Below are 23,266 nucleotides of genomic sequence, written 5' to 3' on the forward strand. Positions count from 1 at the left end.
TGGTCACACCGCCCTCATCAGCAGGGTCGCGGCGACCAGGACCGCCGCACCGCCGAACATCGAGACCGCATACGAGCGGGCGTAGCCGTTCTGCAGCCTGCGCAGCCGCCCGGACAGCCCGCCGACCGAGGCCGCCGTGCCGTTGACGACTCCGTCGACCAGCGAGTGGTCGAGGTACACCAGGGAGCGCGTGAGGTGCTCGCCGCCGCGAACCAGCACGACGTGGTTGAAGTCGTCCTGGAGGAGATCGCGCCGGGCCGCCCGGGTGAGGAGCGAGCCGCGCGGGGCGACGACGGGAACCGGACGGCGCCCGTACTGCAGGTAGGCGAGGCCCACGCCGAGCAGCAGCATCACCATCGTGGCGGTCGTGATGACCGGCACGCCGACCACCGGGTGCGGGTGTTCGAAGGACGTCACCGGCTCCAGCCAGTGCACGAACCGCTCGCCGATGCCGAAGTACGCGCCCGCGAAGACCGACCCGAAGGCCAGCACGATCATCGGGATCGTCATGGACCTGGGCGCCTCGTGCGGGTGCGGCATCTCGCCGGGGTGCACCTCGATGCCGGGCTCGACGCTGGGCGCCGTATCCGGGTCGGGCGCCGACTGCCAGCGCTTCTCACCGAAGAAGGTCAGGATCATCACCCGCGTCATGTAGTACGCGGTGATGCCCGCGCCCAGCAGCGCGACGCCACCGAAGATCCAGGACCGCAGATCGCTCTGCTGCGCGAAGGCCGCCTCGATGATCTTGTCCTTCGACCAGAAGCCGGAGAACGGCGGCAGTCCGATGATCGCGAGATAGCCGAGACCGAAGGTCACGAAGGTGACCGGCATGTACTTCCGCAGGCCGCCGTATTTCCTCATGTCGACTTCGTCGTTCATGCCGTGCATGACCGAGCCGGCGCCGAGGAACAGCCCGGCCTTGAAGAAGCCGTGCGTCACCAGGTGCATGATCGCGAAGGCGTAGCCGACCGGGCCGAGGCCGGCGGCCAGGATCATGTAGCCGATCTGCGACATCGTCGATCCGGCCAGGGCCTTCTTGATGTCGTCCTTCGCGCAACCGACGATCGCACCGAAGAGGAGCGTGACCGCGCCGACCACCACGACCGCGAGCTGCGCGTCGGGGGCGCCGTTGAAGATCGCGCCGGACCGGGTGATCAGGTACACGCCGGCCGTCACCATGGTGGCCGCGTGGATCAGGGCCGAGACCGGAGTCGGGCCCTCCATCGCGTCCCCGAGCCAGGACTGCAGCGGCACCTGCGCGGACTTGCCGCACGCGGCGAGCAGCAGCATCAGCGCGATCGCGGTGAGCATGCCCTCACTGGTCTTGTCGGTGGACTCGAGGACCGGGCCGAAGGCGAAGGTGCCGAAGGTGGTGAACATCAGCATGATCGCGATGGACAGGCCCATGTCGCCGACGCGGTTGACCAGGAAGGCCTTCTTCGCGGCGGTGGCGGCGCTGGGCTTGTGCTGCCAGAAGCCGATCAGCAGGTACGAGGCGAGACCGACGCCCTCCCAGCCGACGTACAGCAGCAGGTAGTTGTCGGCGAGGACCAGCAGCAGCATCGCCGCGAGGAACAGGTTCAGATAGCCGAAGAAGCGGCGGCGCCGCTCGTCGTGCTCCATGTACCCGACCGAGTACAGGTGGATCAGCGAGCCGACGCCGGTGATCAGCAGGACGAACGTCATCGACAGCTGATCGAGCTGGAAGGCGACATCCGCCTGGAAGCCCTCGACCGGGATCCAGCTGAACAGGTGCTGGGTGAGCGTCCGCTCCTCGGCTCCCTTGCCCAGCATGTCGGCGAAGAGCACGACTCCGATGACGAAGGAGAGGGCCGCGAGCACGGTGCCGATCCAGTGGCCCGCACGGTCGAGCCGACGGCCGCCGCACAGCAGGACGGCCGCTCCGAGCAGTGGCGCCGCTACCAGCAGCGCAATCAGGTTCTCCACGATTCAGCGACCCCTTACAGCTTCATCAGGCTGGCGTCGTCGACCGAGGCCGAGTGGCGGGAACGGAACAGCGACACGATGATCGCGAGCCCGACCACGACCTCCGCGGCGGCGACGACCATCGTGAAGAAGGCGATGATCTGGCCGTCGAGATTGCCGTGCATGCGGGAGAAGGCGACGAACGCGAGGTTGCAGGCGTTGAGCATGAGCTCGATGCACATGAACACGACGATCGCGTTCCGTCTGATGAGCACGCCGGTCGCGCCGATGGCGAACAACAGGGCGGCGAGATAGAGGTAATTGACCGGGTTCACTTCGATGCCTCCTCGGGCCGCGGCCGTTCAAGGCGGTCCTCCGCGCGCTGCTCGAGCGCCTTCAGATCGTTCAGCGCCTCACTGGACACGTCGCGGATCTGGCCCCGCGAGCGCAGCGTCTTGTTGACGGTGAGCTCGGAGGGGGTGCCGTCCGGGAGGAGGCCCGCGACGTCCACCGCGTTGTGCCGGGCGTAGACGCCGGGGGCGGGCAGCGGCGGCACGTTCTTGCCCTCGCGTACGCGCTGCTCGGACAGCTCGCGCTGGGTCCTGGCGCGCTCGGTGCGCTCGCGGTGCGTGAGCACCATCGCGCCGACCGCGGCGGTGATCAGCAGCGCGCCGGTCAGCTCGAAGGCGAAGACGTACTTGGTGAACATGAGCTGCGCCAGGCCCTGCACGTTCCCACCGGAGTTGGCCTGTCCGAGGCCGTTGAACTCCTTCAGCGAGGCGTTGCCGATGCCGCCGACCAGCAGCACCGCGAAGCCGAGCCCGCACAGGGCGGCCAGCCAGCGCTGGCCCTTGATGGTCTCCTTCAGCGAGTCCGCGGCCGTGACGCCGACGAGCATGACCACGAAGAGGAACAGCATCATGATCGCGCCGGTGTAGACGACGATCTGCACGATGCCGAGGAAGTACGCACCGTTGGTCAGGTAGAAGACCGCCAGGACGATCATGGTCCCGGCGAGGCACAGCGCGCTGTGCACGGCCTTCTTCATGAACACGGTGCACAGGGCGCCGATCACGGCGACCGTGCCGAGCACCCAGAACTGCAGGGCCTCGCCGGTCGAGGTGGTGTAGGCGGCGAGCTGGCTCATGTGTCCGCCCCTTCCTCTTCTGCCGCGCCCGAAGGGCCTGCCATTTGATGCAGCTCTCCCTTGGAGACCGCGACCTGCTGGACCGTCCCCGGTGCCGCCTCCGTCACCAGGCCCCGGTAGTAGTCCTGCTCGTCCGTGCCGGGGTAGATCGCGTGCGGCGTGTCGACCATGCCGTCCGTGAGGCCGGCGAGCAGCTGCTCCTTGGTGTAGATGAGGTTCTCGCGGCTGGAGTCGGCCAGTTCGAACTCGTTGGTCATCGTCAGCGCGCGCGTGGGGCACGCCTCGATGCACAGGCCGCAGAGGATGCAGCGGGCGTAGTTGATCTGGTAGACGCGGCCGTACCGCTCGCCGGGCGAGTAGCGCTCCTCGTCGGTGTTGTCCGCGCCCTCCACATAGATCGCGTCCGCGGGACAGGCCCAGGCGCAGAGCTCGCAGCCGATGCACTTCTCCAGGCCGTCCGGATGGCGGTTGAGCTGGTGCCGTCCGTGGAAGCGGGGAGCGGTGGTCTTCTTCTGCTCCGGGTACTGCTCGGTGAGCCGCTTCTTGAACATGGCCTTGAAGGTCACGCCGAAGCCGGCCACCGGGTTCTGGAACCCCTGGTCGGTCTCGCCGGACTTCCTGGGCTCCTTGGACTGCTCAGCCATCGGACGCCTCCTTTCCATCCGCAGGTCCGTCACTTGGAGTATCCGGGCCGCCACTGACAATGAGCTCCCGCTCCCGCCGCGAGCGCCGCCTCGGCACCGGCGGCAGGGTCTGCCCCGGCAGCGGCGGCACGGGGAATCCGCCCGCCATCGGGTCGAAGGCCGCGGGTTTCTCCTGCGACGCCTCCTCGGCGGGCTGCCTGGCGCGGAACATGTCGGCGACGAACGACAGCAGCAGGACGGCGAGGACGCCTCCGGCGACGTAGAGCGCGATGTCGCCGACGGCGTAGTTCTCGTTCCGCAGCGCCCTGACGGTCGCCACGAGCATCAGCCACACCACCGAGACGGGGATGAGGACCTTCCAGCCGAGCTTCATCAGCTGGTCGTAGCGGACGCGGGGCAGGGTGCCGCGCAGCCAGATGAAGAAGAAAAGCAGCAGCTGGACCTTGATGACGAACCAGAGCATCGGCCACCAGCCGTGGTTCGCGCCCTCCCAGAAGGTGCTGATCGGCCAGGGGGCCCGCCAGCCGCCGAGGAAGAGCGTCGCCGACACGGCCGAGACCGTCACCATGTTCACGTACTCGGCGAGCATGAACATCGCAAACTTGATCGACGAGTACTCGGTGTTGAAGCCGCCCACCAGGTCGCCCTCGGACTCCGGCATGTCGAACGGCGCGCGGTTGGTCTCGCCGACCATCGTGACGATGTAGACCACGAACGACACCGGCAGGAGCAGGATGTACCAGCGGTCCTGCTGCGACTCGACGATCGCCGAGGTCGACATCGACCCGGAGTACAGGAACACCGAGGCGAAGGCGGCGCCCATCGCGATCTCGTAGGAGATCATCTGCGCGCAGGAACGCAGCCCGCCGAGCAGCGGGTACGTCGATCCGGAGCTCCAGCCCGCGAGCACGATGCCGTAGATGCCGACGGAGGCGACCGCGAGGATGTAGAGCATCGCGATCGGCAGGTCGGTGAGCTGCAGCGCGGTGCGCTGCCCGAAGATCGATACCTCGTTGCCGGCCGGTCCGAAGGGGATCACCGCGATCGCCATGAAGGCCGGGATCGCCGCGACGATCGGGGCAAGGATGTAGACGGCCTTGTCCGCGCGCTTGACGATCACGTCTTCCTTGAGCATCAGCTTGATGCCGTCGGCGAGCGACTGGAGCATGCCCCAGGGGCCGTGCCGGTTGGGGCCGATGCGCAGCTGCATCCAGGCGACGACCTTGCGCTCCCACACGATGGAGAAGAGCACCGTCACCATCAGGAAGGCAAAGCAGAAGACCGCCTTGATCGCGACCAGCCACCAGGGATCGGTGCCGAACATCGACAGGTCCTCCACCGCGAGCGGCGTCAGCGCCCCTGGCGCCAGGGCCTGCGGCGTCATGACGTCACCTCCGTGACAGACGAGGCCTTCGGCTCCACCGCCGGGCCGATACGGACGAGTTCGCCGGGCCGTGCCCCGGTGTCCGAGGCGACGCCTGTCCCGGTGGAGTTCAGCGGGAGCCACACCACGCGGTCCGGCATCTCCGTGATCTGCAGCGGGAGTCGCGTGGCGCCCGCGGGGCCGGTGATGGCGAGGACGTCGCCGTCCTTGACGCCCGCTTCGACCGCGGTGGCCGCGGAGAGCCGGGCCACGGCCGCGTGCCGGGTTCCGGCGAGCGCCTCGTCGCCGTCCTGGAGGCGGCCCAGGTCGAGCAGCAGCCGGTGGCCGGCCAGTACGGCCTCTCCGGCGCCCGGCCTCGGCAGCGGCACCGCCGTCTCGAGGGGCTCGGTCGCCCGCGGCCCGTCCCAGGGGCCGAGCCGGTCCAGCTCGCCACGTGCGGTACGCAGATCCGGCAAGCCCAGATGGACGTCCATCGCGTCCGCCAGCATCTGCAGCACGCGCGCGTCGGTGGGCGCCAGGCGACGCGTCATGTGGTCCGGCTTGAGCGCGGCCTCGAACGGCCTTGCCCTGCCTTCCCAGTTGAGGAAAGTGCCCGCCTTCTCGGCGACCGCGGCTACCGGCAGGACGACGTCGGCCCGCTCCGTCACCTCGCTCGGGCGCTGCTCCAGCGAGACGAGGAAGCCCACCTCGTGAAGGGCTTCACGCGCGCGTGCCGGGTTCGGAAGATCGGCGACCTCGACGCCCGCGACGAGCAGCGCACCGAGCTCGCCCGTGGCGGCCGCCTCGACGATCTGTCCGGTGTCGCGGCCGTAGCGGTGCGGAAGCTCCGCGAGCCCCCAGGCGGCGGCGACCTCGTCCCGCGCGCGCGGGTCGGTCGCCGGACGCCCGCCGGGCAGCAGCGACGGCAGCGCACCCGCCTCGATGGCGCCGCGCTCACCGGCCCGGCGCGGGATCCACACCAGCCGTGCGCCGGTCGCCGTCGCGGCCCGTACGGCGGCGGTCAGCCCGCCCGCCACGGCGGCGAGCCGCTCGCCGACGACGATGACGGAGCCCTCGGCGCGCAGCGCCTCGCCGGCCCGCGCCCCGTCGCCCTCCAGACCGACGCCGCCCGCAAGCGCGTCCAGCCACTCGGTCTCGGTGCCGGGGGCCGCAGGAAGCAGCGTTCCGCCGGCCTTCTCCAAGCCGCGCGTGGCATACGCGGCGAGCGCGAAGGTGCGCTGCCCGTGCTTCCGCCACGCCTTGCGCAGCCGCAGGAAGACGCCGGGCGCCTCCTCCTCCGCCTCGATTCCCGCGAGCAGCACGGCGGGCGCCTTCTCCAGCGCGGAGTAGGTGACCCCCGCTCCGTCGAGGTCCTTGCCGCGGCCCGCGACCTGCGAGGCCAGGAAGTCGGCCTCCTCGCTGCTGTGCACACGCGCGCGGAAGTCGATGTCGTTCGTGTCGAGCGCCACGCGCGCGAACTTGCTGTAGGCGTAGGCGTCCTCGACGGTCAGCCGGCCACCGGTCAGCACGCCGGTCCTGCCGCGTGCCGCGGTCAGCCCGCGGGCCGCCGCCTCCAGGGCCTCCGGCCAGCTGGCCGGCTCCAGCTCACCGCTCTCCGCGTTCCGGACGAGGGGGTGTTCGATCCGGTCCGGCAGCTGCGCGTAGCGGAATCCGAACCGGCCCTTGTCGCAGACCCACTCCTCGTTGACCTCGGGGTCGTAGGCGGCGAGCCGCCGCATGACCTTGCCGCGCCGGTGGTCGGTACGTGTCGCGCAGCCGCCCGCGCAGTGCTCGCACACGGACGGGCTGGAGACGAGGTCGAAGGGGCGGGCGCGGAAGCGGTACGCCGCCGAGGTGAGCGCCCCCACCGGGCAGATCTGGATGGTGTTCCCGGAGAAGTACGACTCGAAGGGGTCGCCCTCTCCCGTGCCGACCTGCTGGAGCGCTCCCCGCTCGAGCAGCTCGATCATCGGGTCGCCGGCGATCTGGTTGGAGAAGCGGGTGCAGCGCGCGCACAGCACGCACCGTTCGCGGTCGAGCAGCACCTGCGTCGAGATCGGCACGGGCTTCTCGAACGTCCGCTTCTTGCCCTCGAAACGGCTCTCCGGGTCGCCGACCGACATCGCCTGGTTCTGCAGGGGGCACTCGCCGCCCTTGTCGCAGACCGGGCAGTCCAGCGGGTGGTTGATGAGCAGCAGCTCCATCACACCGCGCTGCGCCTTCTCGGCGACGGGCGAGGTGAGCTGCGTGTTCACGACCATCCCGTCCGTACACGTGATCGTGCAGGACGCCATGGGCTTGCGCTGGCCCTCGACCTCGACGATGCACTGGCGGCAGGCACCGGCCGGGTCGAGCAGCGGGTGGTCGCAGAACCGGGGGATCTCGATGCCGAGCATCTCGGCGGCCCGGATGACCAGGGTGCCCTTGGGCACGCTGATCTCGATGCCGTCGATCGTCAGCGTCACGAGGTCCTCGCGCGGCACCGCTGCCTCGCCGCCCCCGGAGGGAGCGCTTGTGGCGATGGTCATGCGTTCACCTCCGTACGGTGATCGGCCCAAGCGGTGGACTTGGCCGGGTCGAAGGGGCAGCCCCCGCCCGTGATGTGCTGCTCGTACTCCTCGCGGAAGTACTTGAGCGAGGAGAAGATCGGCGAGGCGGCGCCGTCGCCGAGGGCGCAGAAGGACTTGCCGTTGATGTTGTCGGCGATGTCCGCGAGCTTGTCGAGGTCGCTCATCGCGCCCTTGCCGGCCTCGATGTCGCGCAGCAACTGCACCAGCCAGTACGTTCCTTCACGGCACGGGGTGCACTTGCCGCAGGACTCGTGGGCGTAGAACTCGGTCCATCGGGTGACGGCCCGCACGACGCAGGTCGTCTCGTCGAAGCACTGCAGCGCCTTGGTGCCGAGCATGGAGCCGGCGGCGCCCACGCCCTCGTAGTCGAGGGGGACGTCGAGGTGCTCCTCGGTCAGCATCGGGGTCGACGAGCCGCCCGGTGTCCAGAACTTCAGCCGGTGTCCCGGCCTGATCCCGCCGCTCATCTCGAGCAGCTGACGCAGCGTGATGCCGAGCGGAGCCTCGTACTGGCCGGGGTTGGCGACATGGCCGCTGAGCGAGTAGAGCGTGAAGCCCGGGGACTTCTCGCTGCCCATCGACCTGAACCATTCCTTGCCCTTGTGCAGAATCGCGGGAACCGACGCGATGGACTCCACGTTGTTCACGACAGTGGGGCACGCGTAGAGGCCGGCGACAGCAGGGAAGGGGGGACGCAGTCGCGGCTGACCGCGGCGGCCTTCGAGCGAGTCGAGCAGCGCGGTCTCCTCACCGCAGATGTACGCGCCCGCGCCCGCGTGCACGGTGAGTTCGAGGTCGCTGCCGCTGCCCAGCACGTTCTTGCCGAGGTAGCCCGCCGCATACGCCTCGCGGACGGCCTCGTGCAGCCTGCGCAGGACAGGCACGACTTCGCCGCGCAGATAGATGAAGGCATGCGACGACCTGATCGCGTAACAGGCGATCACGATCCCCTCGATGAGGGCATGCGGGTTCGCGAAGAGGAGCGGGATGTCCTTGCAGGTTCCCGGCTCCGACTCGTCGGCGTTGACAACCAGATAGTGAGGCTTGCCGTCGCCCTGCGGGATGAACTGCCACTTCATGCCCGTGGGGAAGCCCGCGCCGCCGCGGCCGCGCAGGCCCGCGTCCTTGACGTAGGCGATGACGTCGTCCGGCGACATGGCGAGCGCCTTGCGCAGACCCTCGTACCCCTCGTGCCGCCGGTAGACGTCGAGCGTCCAGGACCCGTCCTCGTCCCAGTGCGCCGACAGGACGGGGGCGAGCAGCTTCTCCGGGCTCGACTCCCCGCCGGCATCCGGCCGGGAGGTCCCCCCGAATTCGGTGGACACGGTCATCACTCCCCCTCCTCGGTGACCGGGCCCGCGGGGTGCGCGGGGTCGGATGCCGATGTCTTCTGCGGCGCGTCGTGGGCGCTGAGGTGCTCGGCGTGCGGCTCGTCCTGGGGCGCCGGGTCCCTGCGCTCCTCGCCGCGCGGGTGCACGATGCGCGGCTCGGGCTGCTCGCCCTTGGCGAGGCGCAGTCCGATCAGCGAGGCCGGTCCCGCACTGCCGCTCGCGTCGACGGCGCCGGGCCGGGAGTCGGGGAATCCGGCGAGGATGCGGGCGGTCTCCTTGTACGTGCACAGGGGCGCGCCGCGGGTGGGCCGGACCTCGGAGCCCGCGCGCAGATCGTCGACGAGCCGCTTGGCGCTCTCGACGGTCTGGTTGTCGAAGAACTCCCAGTTGACCATCACCACGGGGGCGAAGTCGCAGGCCGCGTTGCACTCGATGTGCTCCAGGGTGACCTTGCCGTCGCCGGTGGTCTCGCCGTTGCCGACGCCCAGGTGCTCCTGGAGCGCGGAGAAGATGGCGTCGCCGCCCATGACCGCGCACAGCGTGTTGGTGCAGACACCCACCTGGTAGTCACCGCTCGGCTTCCGCCGGTACATGGTGTAGAAGGTCGCGACCGCCGTGACCTCGGCCGTGGTCAGGCCGAGCATGTCCGCGCAGAACTGCATCCCGGTGCGCGTGACGTACCCCTCCTCGGACTGCACCAGGTGCAGCAGCGGGAGCAGCGCGGACCGGGAGTCCGGGTAGCGGCCGATGATCTCGCGCGCGTCCGCTTCGAGCCGGGCTCGGACGTCGTCCGGGTACTCGGGCGCGGGCAGCTGCGGCATGCCCAGGCTGACGCCCTGTTCGGAAGGGGTGGTGGTCACCGGTCGACGCCTCCCATCACGGGGTCGATGGACGCGACGGCGACGATGACGTCGGCGACCTGGCCGCCCTCGCACATCGCCGCCATGGACTGCAGGTTGGTGAAGGACGGGTCGCGGAAGTGGACCCGGTACGGGCGGGTGCCGCCGTCGGACACGACGTGCACCCCGAGCTCGCCCTTGGGGGACTCGACCGCGGCGTAGGCCTGCCCGGGCGGGACCCGGAAACCTTCCGTCACCAGCTTGAAGTGGTGGATCAGGGCCTCCATGGAGGTGCCCATGATCTTCTTGATGTGGTCGAGCGAGTTGCCGAGACCGTCCGGGCCGAGGGCGAGCTGCGCGGGCCAGGCGATCTTCTTGTCGGCGACCATGACAGGACCGGGCTCCAGGCGGTCCAGGCACTGCTCGACGATCCGCAGCGACTGTCGCATCTCCTCGAGTCGGACGAGGAAGCGGCCGTAGGCGTCGCAGCTGTCGGCGGTCGGGACGTCGAAGTCGTACGTCTCGTAGCCGCAGTACGGCTGCGCCTTGCGCAGGTCGTGCGGGAGGCCGGCCGAGCGCAGGATCGGTCCTGTGGCGCCGAGCGCCATACAGCCGGCGAGATCGAGGTAGCCGATGTCCTGCATGCGGGCCTTGAAGATGGGGTTCCCGGTGGCGAGCTTGTCGTACTCGGGAAGGTTCTTGTTCATCTTCTTCACGAACTCGCGGATCTGGTCCACCGCGCCGGGCGGCAGGTCCTGGGCGAGTCCGCCGGGCCGGATGTACGCGTGGTTCATCCGCAGGCCGGTGATCAGCTCGTAGATGTCGAGAATCAGTTCACGATCACGGAAGCCATAGATCATGATCGTGGTCGCGCCGAGCTCCATGCCGCCGGTCGCGATGCACACCAGGTGCGAGGACAACCGGTTCAGCTCCATCAGGAGCACCCGGATGATCGTCGCCCGGTCGGGGATGTCGTCCTCGATACCGAGGAGATTCTCGACCGCGAGGCAGTACGCCGTCTCGTTGAAGAACGGCGTCAGATAGTCCATGCGCGTCACGAACGTGGTGCCCTGGGTCCACGTGCGGTACTCGAGGTTCTTCTCGATGCCCGTGTGCAGATAACCGATGCCGCAGCGGGCCTCGGTGACGGTCTCGCCCTCGATCTCCAGGATGAGCCGGAGCACACCATGGGTGGACGGATGCTGCGGACCCATGTTGACGATGAGGCGCTCGTCGTCGGCCTTGGCCGCGGTCTGGACGACCTCGTCCCAGTCGCCGCCGGTGACCGTATATACGGTGCCTTCGGTGGTCTCACGGGCTGAAGCTGACTGCGTGCTCATGAGTACGACCTCCGCTGGTCCGGAGCCGGGATCTGGGCGCCCTTGTACTCGACGGGGATGCCGCCGAGCGGGTAGTCCTTGCGCTGCGGGAAGCCCTGCCAGTCGTCCGGCATCATGATCCGCGTCAGCGCCGGATGGCCGTCGAAGACCAGCCCGAAGAAGTCGTACGTCTCGCGCTCGTGCCAGTCGTTCGTCGGATAGACGGACACGAGCGACGGGACGTGCGGATCGGCGTCGGGGGCGCTGGTCTCGATGCGGATCAGCCGGTTGTGGGTGATCGACCGCAGGTGGTAGACGGCGTGCAGCTCGCGGCCCTTGTCGCCGAGGTAGTGCACCCCGGAGACGCCGGTGCAGAGCTCGAAGCGGAGCGCCGGGTCGTCGCGCAGGGTCTGGGCGACGCGGAGCAGGTACTCGCGGGCGATGTGGAACGTGATCTCGCCGCGGTCGACGACGGTCTTCTCGATGGCGTTCTCGGGGACGAGGCCCTGCTCCTCCAGGGCGCCCTCGAGCTCGTCGGCGACCTCGTCGAACCAGCCGCCGTACGGACGCGCGGCCGGGCCGGGCAGCCGTACAGAGCGGACGAGCCCTCCGTACCCGGAGGTGTCGCCGCCGTTGTTCGCGCCGAACATTCCGCGCTGGACGCGGACCTCCTCGCCCTGGTCGCCCCGCTGGCCAGGGAGATTCGAGGCGTTGAGGTCCTTCTCGGGGTTCACGCCGTTCTGCTCGCTCATCGCAGCAGCCCCTTCATCTCGATGATGGGGAGCGCCTTGAGCGCCGCCTCCTCCGCCTCCTTGGCCGCCTCTTCGGCGTTCACGCCGAGCTTGGAGGTCTGGATCTTCTGGTGGAGCTTGAGGATCGCGTCCATCAGCATCTCGGGCCGCGGCGGGCAGCCCGGCAGATAGATGTCGACGGGGACGATGTGGTCCACGCCCTGCACGATCGCGTAGTTGTTGAACATGCCGCCGGACGAAGCGCAGACGCCCATGGAGATGACCCACTTGGGGTTCGGCATCTGGTCGTAGACCTGCCGCAGCACCGGCGCCATCTTCTGGCTCACGCGACCGGCCACGATCATCAGGTCGGCCTGGCGCGGCGAACCGCGGAAGACCTCCATGCCGAAGCGGGCCAGGTCGTAGCGCCCCGCGCCGGTCGTCATCATCTCGATGGCGCAGCAGGCCAGGCCGAAGGTGGCCGGGAAGACGGACGACTTGCGCACCCAGCCCGCGGCCTGTTCGACGGTGGTCAGCAGAAAACCGCTCGGCAGTTTCTCTTCGAGTCCCATTAGTGGCCCCTCAGACCCCTTTGTCCCTTGCGCGTGTCAGTCCCATTCCAGGCCGCCACGCCGCCACACGTATGCGTAGGCGACGAAGACGGTGAGCACGAAGAGCAGCATCTCCACGAGCCCGAAAACACCCAGGGCGTCGAAGGTGACGGCCCAGGGGTAGAGAAAGACGATCTCGATGTCGAAGACGATGAAGAGCATCGCCGTGAGGTAGTACTTGATCGGGAATCGTCCGCCGCCCGCCGGTGTCGGCGTCGGCTCGATACCGCACTCGTAGGCCTCGAGCTTGGCCCGGTTGTAGCGCTTTGGACCGACAAGCGTGGCCATCACCACGGAGAAGATCGCAAAGCCTGCCCCGAGGGCTCCCAGTACGAGGATGGGCGCATAGGCGTTCATCGCTCGTCGCTCCTCTCAGTCGGCACTGACTGTTTCGGCGGCGCCGAGCTGCTCCCCGCCTCTCAGTCACACGTGTCCCGCGAACCCCGATGGCCACAGGGGCTCCGGAAGCCCCGTAAGGCCCACAAGTCCCGTACGGACCCGCGGAGATCGTGTACATGTGAAGCAGGTCACAAGCCCAGCTGCCACGCATCCTATGCCTGTGGGTCTGTGATCTGCGACACGGGGTACGGCACGGACTTTGTGATCTCCACCACCCGTCGAAGGATCATGAAGTCGGATGAGCAGTGATCTTCACACGCGAAGCGCCTGAGTGATCACCAGAGGTGATGACTTGGCCCGTTTTTGCAGGTGGAGGCGGCGGGCTCATTATCAAGCGAGGGGACCCCGCAGCAAATTGGTGCTGGACGCGTCCCGCTGATATTGCGGCGCGGTCCGATACGGACGGGGCAAGGGCGGGCGGATGTCGAACGCGTGCATCCGTTCACGAGCCGGACGCACCCTCGACGGTGACCGTTCCGTGACCTGTGCCACATGGTCGGACGGTGTGAAGAAACCGGGCTTGGCCAACGGCCCCAACCGGTGGTAGGTGGCGGGCAATTCGGACGTAATGGCGAAAGACCGTGATCACAGGCCCGATCGCCCCTGCCCGCAATGTCCGTTACGGCGTCAATAAAGAGCGACACGCCCGGGATTCGGTGCCCGAAATGCGCAACTGTGGCGCACCACACGTTTCTTGAAGGTAACGGGGAGTCCCTGATAGCGCTTTTACACATGTCCCACACCGCTCACATACCCAGCCACCGGAAGCCCCGCCGCAGCGCGTCCAAACTCGCACTGCGCGCCGGAGTTGCCGGTGGCGTCCTCAGCACCCTGGCAGTGGCCGGTGCGTCCGGGCCGGCGACCGCCGCCGAGCCCGTGACCGAGACCATCGAGCTACCCACGCTCACCACAGGCCTGTCCGCGCAGATTGCCCAGTCCGCGGACGTCACCAAGCAGGCAGCAGACCAGTACGAGCTGCAGGCGGAGCAGGACGCGGCCGCCACGAAGGCCGCGAAGCAGGCCAAGAAGGACCTCGCCGAGGCCAAGCGCAAGGCGGAGGCCAAGAAGAAGGCCGAGGCAGAGGCCGAGCGCAAGGCCGCCGAGGAGCGCGCCTCGCGGTCCTCCGCACGCACCGTCCTGGCGGCCTCCTCCGACGTCGCCGCGCCCGCGAGCGGCAGCGTCGCGTCCGTCATCGGCTTCCTCAAGGCCCAGGTCGGCGACGCGTACGTCATGGGCGGCACGGGCCCCAACTCCTGGGACTGCTCCGGCCTCGTCCAGGCCGCGTTCAAGCAGGCCGGTGTGAGCCTGCCGCGCACCTCCCAGGCGCAGTCGACGGCCGGCACCCCGGTCTCGCTCTCCAGCGTCCAGGTCGGCGACATCCTGTACTGGGGCGGCGCCGGATCCGCGTACCACGTGGGCGTCTACATCGGCAACGGCCAGTACCTGGACGCCGCCAACCCCTCCAAGGGCGTCGTCATCCAGGATCTGTCGGGTTACCCGGCGAGCGGTGCGGTGCGCGTGCTCTGAGTCTCAGGCACGCTGAGCAGTTCGCGGGGCTGCCGCTCCCCTCTCGGGAGCGGCAGCCCTCCGGCATATCTGCCGTGGGGCCGTCACCCCAGGTCGAACGTGTTCGGCAGCCCCAGCTTGAAGCGGAGTTCGTCCACCCGCTTGAGGGGCTCCAGCTCCGGCGGCTGGTAGTGCCCCCACGTGGTGCACTGCTGGGCGCTGGAACCGTCCGCGTCCAGCAGCGCGTTGACGGCGTGGCGGGCCGCCTCGTTGGCGCCCTCCATGGACGCCAGGTTCATACCGGTACGGATGTAGTCGCCCGCCAGGAAGAAGTTGGGCACCACGGTCTTCGCCGAGGGACGGTCGTAGAGCGAGCCGACCGGGTGGATGAGCAGCTGCTCGCGATTCTGCGGGTTCGGGCTCCCCATGCCCGTCACGGCCGGGTCCAGGAACCAGCCAAGGCGGTCCTCGTCTCTCAGTACGGGGGCACCGGCGACGCCGACCGCATCCTTGAGTTGGGCCCAGACCTCGGCCACGAACTCCTCGCGCGTGCACTGCTTTGCAGTCTTCCCATACAGAATGCCGGGCTTGTCCCACTCGGAGGCGATGGCCGACACACAGTCGACGGCGCGCCCATCGCCGTACTCGGCCGGAAAGTCGTGCGCATCCCAGAACTGCGCCTGTCCTACCGCCGTCACCGACCAGGGTGAGTCCAGACAGTTGACGTGGCCGTGCACCATGGGGCTGGGCTTGCTCATGTAGAACTGCACGCCCACCATCCAGTCGGTGCGCAGGGCGTCACACCGCGCCAGCTGCGGATCGGCGGCCCGGAGCGCCTGCCCCCAGGTCGGCCGGGCGTGCTCGACGGGCAACGCGGAGACGTAGTGGTCCGCTGTGATGACGTGGGCGCCCGAGCCATCGGGTGCGCTCACCCGTACGCCGGTTATCCTGCCGTCCCCGTACAGCACCTCCCGTACGTGGGTGGAGAGTGCGAACTCCACGCCTAGCGAGCGCAGGTGGGCGACCCAGGCGTCGAGCCACGCCTCGTTGGTCGGACCGTTGAGCACACGGTCGATGTCGCCGTCGTGCCCCAGACCCAGGAGCCCGAAGACGAGGAAGTTCTCCATGTAGACACCGGCGACCGTGCGTGTGGAGGACTCCTCCGCCTTGGTCGCAGTGAGGTTGCGGCTCTGGCCGATGCCGAAGAATCGCCGGTACTCCTCGCTGAAGTCCTCGGCACGGATGAACTTCCACCACGGCACCGTCTCCCACTGCTCGTCGCGGCGCGCCTCGCAGCTGGTGAGATAGACCAGAAGCCGGTTCACGAAGTAGCCGAGTTCGTACGCAGGCATGTTCGTGGCCAGCTGCAGGACGGAGAGCAGTTGGTCACGGATCCAGGCCGGGGTGATGTCCTGCGGCCGCGGGGGCGTGGTGACGCGGCGCAGGGGGAAGTGAAGGTCGGCGCGGCCGCCTGCGCGGGCGAACAGGGTCTCGGTGCCGCTGCGCAGGTTGTCGTGGACGCCGTTCTCGTTGCCCGGGAACGGGATACGGCGCAGGGTGTCCGGCAGATTGCGGTAGAAGCCGGGGATGAATCGGAAGCCGTGCTCGCCGGGCAGCGGCTTGCGGCCGCCCTCACCCGTGCCGGGGACGTCCATCGAGCGCGCCTTGCCGCCGAGCACGTCGTAGTACTCGTAGACGGTGACCGCGTAGCCGCGCTCGGCGAGTTCGTGGGCGGCACTGAGGCCGGAGACGCCGCCACCGAGGACGGCGACGCTCCCCCAAGCTCTCAACTTCGTTCGAGCAGGGAGGTGCCCCCATCCGGATGCGGCGGCCGCGGTGCCGGCCGGCCATAACGCGGCGGCGCCGGCCGCGCCGCCCACCGCCGCCCCGGCGCCCCGGCGCCCGCCAGGAAGCGTCTGCGTGTGGGGCCGGGTTCCCCCGCGGACCCCATGGGCTCTGTTGTCATGGGTCCGTCAGGGTAGGGAGGGCCGCCACGACCCGGAAGAAGACCGGCCGGGCGCCCACAGCATCCTCACACCGTGTTCGCCCAGCCACGTAACGGAGCCGGACGCGGGGGTTACGCCTTCGGCGCCACCTTGCTCAGCCCGTTGATGATCCGGTCCATCGCGTCGCCGCCCGTCGGGTCCGTCAGGTTGGCCAGCAGCTTCAGCGTGAACTTCATCAGCACCGGGTGCGTCAGACCGCGCTGCGCCGCGATCTTCATGACCTTCGGGTTGCCGATGAGCTTCACGAAGGCGCGGCCCAGCGTGTAGTAGCCCCCGTAGGTCTCCTTGAGGATCTTGGGGTAGTTGTGCAGGGCGAGCTCGCGCTGGGCCGGGGTGGCGCGGGCGTGTGCCTGGACGATGACGTCGGCGGCGATCTGGCCGGACTCCATGGCGTACGCGATGCCCTCGCCGTTGAACGGGTTCACGAGGCCGCCCGCGTCACCGACGAGCAGCAGGCCCTTGGTGTAGTGCGGCTGGCGGTTGAAGGCCATCGGGAGGGCGGCGCCGCGGATCGGGCCGGTCATGTTCTCCGGTACGTAGCCCCACTCCTCGGGCATCGACGCGCACCAGGCCTTGAGCACCTCGCGCCAGTCGAGCTCCTTGAAGGAGGCGGAGGTGTTGAGGACGCCGAGGCCGACGTTCGACGTGCCGTCGCCCATGCCGAAGATCCAGCCGTAGCCGGGCAGCAGCCGGTCCTCGCCCGGGCCGCGCCGGTCCCACAGCTCCAGCCAGGACTCCAGGTAGTCGTCGTCGTGGCGGGGCGAGGTGAAGTACGTCCGCACCGCGACACCCATCGGGCGGTCCTCGCGGCGGTGCAGCCCCATGGCGAGGGACAGCCGCGTGGAGTTGCCGTCCGCGGCGACGACGAGCGGCGCGTGGAAGGTGACGTCCCGCTTCTCGTCGCCGAGCTTGGCCCGCACTCCGGTGATGTGGCCGGTGCGCTCGTCCACGATCGGCGCGCCGACATTGCACTGCTCGTACAGCCGCGCGCCGGCCTTCTGCGCCTGCCGCGCCAGCTGCTCGTCGAAGTCGTCCCGCTTCCTCACGAGCCCGTAGTCCGGGTAGGAGGCGAGATCCGGCCAGTCCAGCTGCAGCCGGACGCCGCCGCCGATGATGCGCAGACCCTTGTTACGCAGCCAGCCGGCCTCTTCGGAGATGTCGATGCCCATCGACACGAGCTGCTTGGTGGCGCGCGGGGTCAGCCCGTCACCGCACACCTTTTCGCGCGGGAACGAGGTCTTCTCCAGCAGGAGGACGTCGAGTCCGGCCTTCGCCAGGTAGTACGCGGTGGTGGAACCGGCTGGCCCGGCCCCGACGACGATCACATCAGCGGTGTGTTCGGTGACGGGCTCGGTCACAGCGGGATCTCCCCAAGACTCGAAATCTGTGTGCTGGGTGGCACCGGATACGGGCAGTCTATTCAGCAGCACTGATCACCCAGCCGAAGGGCCGCCCGTGAACCGAGCTCTCCCCGCCGTACAGCTGCGCGTCCCGACCGACGAGGACGCCTTCGCCTGGCACCGGGTCTTCGACCACCCGGACGTGATGGAGTTCCACGGCGGTCGGTCCGCCGAGCTGTCTGTGTACGAGGAGTTGACAGCCCGGCAGCGCAAGCACGATGCGGAGCACGGCTTCTGCTTCTGGACCATGCTCGACGAGGAGCGCTTCCCCGGCGAGGTGCTCGGCTTCACGGGCGCCCAGCCGTGGCCGCACGAGTGGGGGCCGAAGGGTGAGATCGAGATCGGCTGGCGGCTCGCCCGGTCGTACTGGGGCATGGGGTACGCGACGGCGGCCGCGCAGGCGACGCTGGAACGACTGCGGGCGGCGGGCGTCCCCAGCGTCGTCGCGATGGTCAACGCGCGCAACGAGCGCTCCGTCGCGGTGACGCGGCGGCTCGGCATGGAGCTCGCCGAGACGTTCATGACGCCCGTGTCGAAGCAGCAGGGGTACTGCTTCCGGCTGGAGCTCTGACGGCGGGCGCGACGAATCACGTGGACGGCCACCCCCGGCTGTTCCGGGATGCCCGGTTTGGGGTCTACCCTTCCGGTACCGCTGGGGGTGACGTCCGTGCGCCTTACACCGAAGACACCGGAAGTGCGCGTACCGCGGCTGGTCGGCCTGATGGCCGTGGACGCGCGCGAGAGAGCCGAGGCCGGCGGTGTGCTGCTGGCGGCTCCTGACCGGCCCGACTTCCATCTGACCGTCGTCGACTACGTGGTGCGGCAGTACCCGCTGCCGGGCGTCGAGGTGCCCCTCGGCGCCGTCGTCACCGTGTGGTTCGACCTCGGCGACGGTGAGGGCGGCGGCGGTGCGGGAGTGCGCGAGCCGCGCCGTCCCGGGCCCCCGATGGGCGGGCTGTACCGGGAGCTCGACGAGCCGGGCGAGGCGTTCGAGGCGCTCTGGCCTGCGTGATTCCGGGCTGCGGCGTAGATGCCGGTGCCGAGGTGCTCGCTCGGTTTCCGGCTGCTGCGGGGCCGGCTTCGGTTTCCGGCTGCTGCGGGGCCGGCTTGCGCCTACTTGACGCCGCGGTGCAGGGCCACGATCCCGCCCGTCAGGTTGCGCCACGCCACCTTCGACCAGCCCGCCTTCTGCAGCCGCTGCGCGAGCGCGGGCTGGTCGGGCCAGTCGCGGATGGACTCGGCGAGATAGACGTACGCGTCGGGGTTGGACGACACGGCGCGCGCCACGGGCGGCAGGGCGCGCATCAGGTACTCGGTGTAGACGGTGCGGAACGGCGCCCAGGTCGGGTGCGAGAACTCGCAGATCACGACCCGCCCGCCCGGCTTCGTCACGCGGTACAGCTCGCTCAGCGCGGCGTCCGTGTCCTGGACGTTGCGCAGACCGAAGGAGATCGTCACCGCGTCGAAGGTGTCGTCCCGGAACGGCAGCTTCGTCGCGTCGCCCGCCGTGAACGGCATCCAGGGGTGGCGCCGCTTGCCGACCTGGAGCATGCCGAGCGAGAAGTCGCACGGCACGACGTACGCGCCGGTCTGCGCGAACGGCAGCGAGGACGTCGCCGTACCGGCGGCCAGGTCCAGGATCTTCTGCGCGGGCCGGGCGTCGACGGCCTTCGCGACCTCCTTGCGCCACAGCCGGGCCTGGCCCAGGGACAGCACGTCGTTGGTGAGGTCGTACCGTTCCGCCACGACGTCGAACATCGAAGCGACTTCGTGCGGCTGCTTGTCCAGGGATGCGCGGGTCACGGGCCCATTGTGGCAGTACGGGCCGGGCAGCCCTCAGGCGCCCGGCCCGTACGGCCTCCTCCGGTCGGGTCGGATCGGATCGGATCGGATTGGGTCGGGTCCGGTCGGCTCAGGGCAGCAGCCGCGGCCTCCGCTTCGCCGCGACGTCCTCGACCCAGCCGAACAGCACGATCGCCACGCCGATCAGCACCCAGCCGATGCCGAACATGAACCACTGGCTCTCCAGCGGCAGATATTTCTCGAACGCGGGGACGTTCCAGAACTGGTCGATCAGCGGAACGGCCAGGATCAGCGCCACCTCGTGCCAGAGGTAGAGCGTGACGGCACGGCTGTTGAAGACCGTCACGATCCGGTCCAGCCGCTTGAAGCGGGCCAGCCACGCGAAGTCCATGTGGAAGTACGACTTGGAGTACATCAGCAGCGTCACGAAGCCCGCCGACCACAGGGCCTGGGCGAGCGGGATGTCGTCCAGGTCGTACGTGCCGTACTCCCCCTGGTGGCTGAAGGCCCACCAGCCGCCGATCGCGAGCAGCAACAGCGAGCCGGCGACCACCGGGCCCGGCTTCCAGCGCTGGAGCACGCCGTCGCGGTGCGCGAAGCCGAGCAGCCAGCAGAACAGGAAGGTGGCGAGGTCCGTGAGCGCGCTGCCGAGGCGGCCGTCCGGCGGGGTCCACACCGTCTCGAAGACGACGACGGGGACGAGGGACAGCAGCAGGACCGGTACGGGTGCCAGGCGGAACACTCTGAGCAGTACCGGGGAGAGCAGCACGAACCAGAGGTAGGTGCGGAGGTACCAGAGCACCGCCCAGGCCTGTTCGCCCCACGCGTTGCCCGGGGGGTCGCCGAGCGGGACCACCCAGTAGAGGATGTTCGCGCGCGGGATCCAGCCGTGGATCATCATCGCGATCACGATGAAGAAGCCGAAGACCCACAGGGGGATCAGGAGCCTGCGCATGCGGCTTCTGATCACCTTGAGTGCGGGGCGCTCCAGGGATCTGGCCATCAGGGTGCCGGCGAGGGCGAACATCACGCCCATGGAGGGGAAGACGAGGCCGGCCCAGGGCCATTCGAAGGTGTGGTACGCGACGACTCTTATCAGCGCGATTGCGCGTAGCGCGTCGAAGTAGCGGTCTCGGGTTTTGGGGGCGCCCTCTTGTTTGGGCGCGCCCTGCGAGCCCCCTACGTCGGGGTGGGCGCCGTTGTCGGGCGCACCCGCCGTCGTGGGCACAGCGGTAGCGGCGCTGCTGCCTTCGGCGGTACTGGTGCCACTGCCCGCAGCGGTAGCGGGCGGCAGCGCCACCCCTCGCCTGTGTGTCCCCACTCAGCTCACCCCCGCCGGGGTGCCGACCTCGCCCGTGCGCTTGAGTTTCTGCCAGCGCAGGCGGCCGCCTGTGAGGGCGGTGACGCAGGAGTGGATGAGGACGAGGTACATCATCTGGCGGTACGCGAGCTGCTGCAGCGGGAGCATCAGCAGATAGCGGTACTGCTCGCGGTCGAGCCGGAACGCGTAGGCCGCGCAGACGAGTTGGACGGCCAGGACAGCGAGCCAGGCGAGCAGCGACGCCTTGAAGTCCACGAAGATCATCGAGTAGACGGTGAACATGTCGATCAACGGGGCGAACACCGGCGTGACGATCTGGAAGAGCACCACGAGCGGCATGCCGACGCGGCCGAAGCGACCCGAAGGGCCCTTGTCCGTGAGCGACTTGCGGTGCTTCCACAGCGCCTGCATCGTGCCGTAGCTCCAGCGGTAGCGCTGGCTCCACAGCTGCTTCAGGGAACCGGGCGCCTCGGTCCAGGCCCGTGCGTGCTCCTCGTAGACGACCCGCCAGCCCTCGCGGTGCAGGGCGATGGTGATGTCCGTGTCCTCGGCGAGCGTGTCCTCGCTCATGCCGCCCACGGCGAGCACCGCGTCGCGGCGGAACGCGCCGATCGCGCCCGGGATGGTGGGCATGCAGCGCAGCAGGTCGTACATGCGGCGGTCGAGGTTGAAGCCCATGACGTACTCGATGTGCTGCCAGGCCCCGATCACGGTCCTGCGGTTGCCGACCTTGGCGTTGCCCGCCACGGCGCCGACCTCCGGATCGGCGAAGGGCTGCACGAGCCGGTGCACGGTGTCCGGCTCGAAGACCGTGTCGCCGTCCATCATCACGACGATGTCGTACGAGGCGTTGCGTACGCCGTTGTTGAGGGCGGCGGGCTTGCCCGCGTTCTCCTGGCGGATGACGCGGACGTTGGGCAGGCCGAGGGACTCGGCGATGTCCGAGGTGCCGTCCGTGGAGCCGTCGTCGACGACGATGATCTCGATCGGATGGGTGCTCTGCGCGAGCGAGTTGAGGGTGTTGGCGATGCACTCCTTCTCGTTGTACGCGGGCACGATCACGCTCACCGGGCGGGTGACCCCGGGCCCCCAGTTGAAGCGGCGTCTGTTGCGCTGTCTGTAGTGGCGGCGGGCGAGGATCAGCATCATCCCGAACCGGCCCATGACGGCGACGCCGACCACGGCGAGCCCGGTCGCGAGCCCCGGCACCGTCCACTCCGCGACGGCGACGGCCCAGAGGAGCGCCCTGCCCTCCCAGAGGGTGGCGCCGGTGGCGGTGCGGTGGGCGGCCGTGAGGGACGAGGCGTTGCCCTGCCGGCCGTCGCTCTGCCGGCCGTCGCTCTGCTGCCCGTTCGCCTGCTGCCCGCTCCCCTGCTGGCCGGTGGGCAGTTGACCTGCCGCCTGCTGCCCCGCGGCCTGCTGATCACCGGCCTGCTGACCGTCGTTCTGCCGGTCGGCGTTCTGCTCTTGCATGGCGCCGCTGATGGTGGTGAAGGTGTAGCCCTTCGCCTTCATCTTCTTGATGTACGTGCCGAGCGCCTTGACGGTCTGGGAGCGGTCGCCGCCCGCGTCGTGGAAGAGGACCGACGCGCCCTCGCCGTCCTCCGGCGTGGCCCACTTGATGATCTTCGAGACGCCAGGCTTCTTCCAGTCGTCGCTGTCGGTGTCGACGAAGACGCTGGTGTAGCCCTGGGCGCCGAGCTCCTTGTAGACGGGCCAGCTGAAGTTGTCGATGGCGTCCGTCTCCGAGGAGTACGGCGCGCGGAACAGGGTGGTCGTGATACCCGCGGCACCCGCCAGCGCCAGCTGCGTCTGCTGCATCTCGCGCGTGATCCGCGCACTGCTCTGGTACGAGAGGTCGACGTGCGTGAAGGTGTGGATGCCCACCTCGTTGCCCTGCTCCACGAGGTCCTTCACGATGCCCGGATAGCGCGAGACCATCGAGCCGACCAAGAAGAACGTGCCCGGTACGTCGTTCTCCTCGAGCACCTTGAGGACTTGCGGTGTCCACGTGGGGTTCGGGCCGTCGTCGAAGGTGAGCGCGATGGTCTTCTCCGGCACGGACCGGGTCTGCGCCTGACCGCCCCGGAAGGTCAGGATCGGTCCGCCGTCGAGGACGTCGTCGGGGACCTTGCTGGAGCTGGCTCCGGTGCGTACCCGCTGGTCGCCTCCGACCTCGGCGCGCAGATACCCGTCGAGCAGCATCACGCTGGTGAGCGCCAGGAGAAGCAGCGCGGCGAGGATCACGCGCGGTTTCTGCAGGGCCGCGGCCTTGCGGCCGGCCCACTCGATCCGGGTGGGGGCGCGCCGCCGACCGCGCTGGGGCGTCGTCGTGTGGGGGGTCATGAGT

General features: G+C 69.2%; 20 protein-coding genes. 3 read left to right on the top strand and 17 right to left on the bottom strand.

The annotated features are described in order from the left end of the window. Positions 1 to 3: 3 nt before the first annotated feature. From nuoL to ABT009_RS15390, 12 genes are read right to left on the bottom strand one after another with little or no spacing between them, the layout of a single operon-like run. Positions 4 to 1,947, bottom strand: coding sequence for an NADH-quinone oxidoreductase subunit L (gene nuoL / locus ABT009_RS15335; RefSeq protein ID WP_351293654.1), 1,944 nt, complete (start codon positions 1,945 to 1,947; stop codon positions 4 to 6). Positions 1,948 to 1,961: 14 nt separating this feature from the next. Next, complete coding sequence (gene nuoK / locus ABT009_RS15340) at positions 1,962 to 2,261, bottom strand: NADH-quinone oxidoreductase subunit NuoK (protein WP_055529377.1); 300 nt, start codon at positions 2,259 to 2,261, stop codon at positions 1,962 to 1,964. Beyond that, positions 2,258 to 3,073 carry an NADH-quinone oxidoreductase subunit J gene (locus ABT009_RS15345; protein ID WP_351293656.1) on the bottom strand — a complete coding sequence of 272 codons (816 nt, stop codon included), beginning with the start codon at positions 3,071 to 3,073 and terminating at the stop codon, positions 2,258 to 2,260. The genes nuoK and ABT009_RS15345 overlap by 4 nt, the downstream gene beginning before the upstream one ends. Beyond that, complete coding sequence (nuoI, locus tag ABT009_RS15350) at positions 3,070 to 3,717, bottom strand: NADH-quinone oxidoreductase subunit NuoI (protein ID WP_351293659.1); 648 nt, start codon at positions 3,715 to 3,717, stop codon at positions 3,070 to 3,072. Before nuoI ends, ABT009_RS15345 begins: the two co-directional genes overlap by 4 nt. After that, complete coding sequence (gene nuoH, locus ABT009_RS15355) at positions 3,710 to 5,071, bottom strand: NADH-quinone oxidoreductase subunit NuoH (protein ID WP_351293995.1); 1,362 nt, start codon at positions 5,069 to 5,071, stop codon at positions 3,710 to 3,712. The genes nuoI and nuoH overlap by 8 nt, the downstream gene beginning before the upstream one ends. Before the next feature lie 26 nt (positions 5,072 to 5,097). Continuing rightward, the gene (locus ABT009_RS15360) at positions 5,098 to 7,608 is read right to left on the bottom strand and encodes an NADH-quinone oxidoreductase subunit G (protein ID WP_351293662.1); all 2,511 of its coding nucleotides are present in this window, start codon (positions 7,606 to 7,608) and stop codon (positions 5,098 to 5,100) included. After that, entirely contained in the window at positions 7,605 to 8,981 is a 1,377-nt protein-coding gene (gene nuoF, locus ABT009_RS15365; protein ID WP_351293665.1) for an NADH-quinone oxidoreductase subunit NuoF, read from the bottom strand. Before nuoF ends, ABT009_RS15360 begins: the two co-directional genes overlap by 4 nt. Next, complete coding sequence (gene nuoE / locus ABT009_RS15370; RefSeq protein ID WP_351293668.1) at positions 8,981 to 9,841, bottom strand: NADH-quinone oxidoreductase subunit NuoE; 861 nt, start codon at positions 9,839 to 9,841, stop codon at positions 8,981 to 8,983. Before nuoE ends, nuoF begins: the two co-directional genes overlap by 1 nt. Beyond that, entirely contained in the window at positions 9,838 to 11,160 is a 1,323-nt protein-coding gene (locus ABT009_RS15375; protein WP_351293671.1) for an NADH-quinone oxidoreductase subunit D, read from the bottom strand. Before ABT009_RS15375 ends, nuoE begins: the two co-directional genes overlap by 4 nt. Beyond that, positions 11,157 to 11,891, bottom strand: coding sequence for an NADH-quinone oxidoreductase subunit C (locus ABT009_RS15380; RefSeq protein WP_351293674.1), 735 nt, complete (start codon positions 11,889 to 11,891; stop codon positions 11,157 to 11,159). Before ABT009_RS15380 ends, ABT009_RS15375 begins: the two co-directional genes overlap by 4 nt. Next, positions 11,888 to 12,442 (bottom strand): NuoB/complex I 20 kDa subunit family protein, encoded by a 555-nt coding sequence (locus tag ABT009_RS15385; protein ID WP_351293677.1) that lies wholly within the window; start codon positions 12,440 to 12,442, stop codon positions 11,888 to 11,890. The genes ABT009_RS15380 and ABT009_RS15385 overlap by 4 nt, the downstream gene beginning before the upstream one ends. A 36-nt stretch (positions 12,443 to 12,478) precedes the next feature. Beyond that, on the bottom strand, positions 12,479 to 12,838 hold the full coding sequence (locus ABT009_RS15390; RefSeq protein ID WP_306321116.1) for an NADH-quinone oxidoreductase subunit A: 360 nt from the start codon (positions 12,836 to 12,838) through the stop codon (positions 12,479 to 12,481). A 774-nt stretch (positions 12,839 to 13,612) separates the two neighbouring features. On the opposite strand from ABT009_RS15390, the gene ABT009_RS15395 reads away from it, so the two are divergent. After that, a complete protein-coding gene (locus ABT009_RS15395) occupies positions 13,613 to 14,407 on the top strand; it encodes a C40 family peptidase (RefSeq protein ID WP_351293680.1) in 795 nt (264 codons plus the stop codon). Positions 14,408 to 14,490: 83 nt separating this feature from the next. On the opposite strand, the gene ABT009_RS15400 is transcribed toward ABT009_RS15395, so the two are convergent. Together ABT009_RS15400 and ABT009_RS15405 are read right to left on the bottom strand one after the other, a co-directional pair. After that, positions 14,491 to 16,176 (bottom strand): hydroxysqualene dehydroxylase, encoded by a 1,686-nt coding sequence (locus tag ABT009_RS15400; RefSeq protein ID WP_351293683.1) that lies wholly within the window; start codon positions 16,174 to 16,176, stop codon positions 14,491 to 14,493. A gap of 287 nt (positions 16,177 to 16,463) precedes the next feature. Next, positions 16,464 to 17,750 (bottom strand): geranylgeranyl reductase family protein, encoded by a 1,287-nt coding sequence (locus ABT009_RS15405; RefSeq protein ID WP_351293686.1) that lies wholly within the window; start codon positions 17,748 to 17,750, stop codon positions 16,464 to 16,466. Positions 17,751 to 17,847: 97 nt separating this feature from the next. Between ABT009_RS15405 and ABT009_RS15410 the strand changes: the two genes are divergently transcribed. Together ABT009_RS15410 and ABT009_RS15415 are read left to right on the top strand one after the other, a co-directional pair. After that, a complete protein-coding gene (locus tag ABT009_RS15410) occupies positions 17,848 to 18,363 on the top strand; it encodes a GNAT family N-acetyltransferase (RefSeq protein WP_351293689.1) in 516 nt (171 codons plus the stop codon). A 96-nt stretch (positions 18,364 to 18,459) separates the two neighbouring features. Further along, complete coding sequence (locus tag ABT009_RS15415; protein ID WP_351293692.1) at positions 18,460 to 18,804, top strand: PASTA domain-containing protein; 345 nt, start codon at positions 18,460 to 18,462, stop codon at positions 18,802 to 18,804. A gap of 101 nt (positions 18,805 to 18,905) precedes the next feature. Here ABT009_RS15415 and ABT009_RS15420 read toward each other — a convergent pair whose 3' ends face one another. The 3 genes from ABT009_RS15420 to ABT009_RS15430 form a co-directional block, all read right to left on the bottom strand. Next, positions 18,906 to 19,595, bottom strand: coding sequence for a demethylmenaquinone methyltransferase (locus ABT009_RS15420; protein ID WP_351293695.1), 690 nt, complete (start codon positions 19,593 to 19,595; stop codon positions 18,906 to 18,908). A 109-nt stretch (positions 19,596 to 19,704) separates the two neighbouring features. Continuing rightward, positions 19,705 to 20,823: an acyltransferase family protein gene (locus tag ABT009_RS15425; protein WP_351293697.1), complete on the bottom strand. Its 1,119-nt coding sequence runs from the start codon at positions 20,821 to 20,823 to the stop codon at positions 19,705 to 19,707. A gap of 93 nt (positions 20,824 to 20,916) precedes the next feature. Continuing rightward, entirely contained in the window at positions 20,917 to 23,262 is a 2,346-nt protein-coding gene (locus ABT009_RS15430; protein WP_351293700.1) for a bifunctional polysaccharide deacetylase/glycosyltransferase family 2 protein, read from the bottom strand. Between the last annotated feature and the right edge of the window lie 4 nt (positions 23,263 to 23,266).

Source organism: Streptomyces sp. NPDC002896 (assembly GCF_040295225.1).
Classification (GTDB): domain Bacteria; phylum Actinomycetota; class Actinomycetes; order Streptomycetales; family Streptomycetaceae; genus Streptomyces.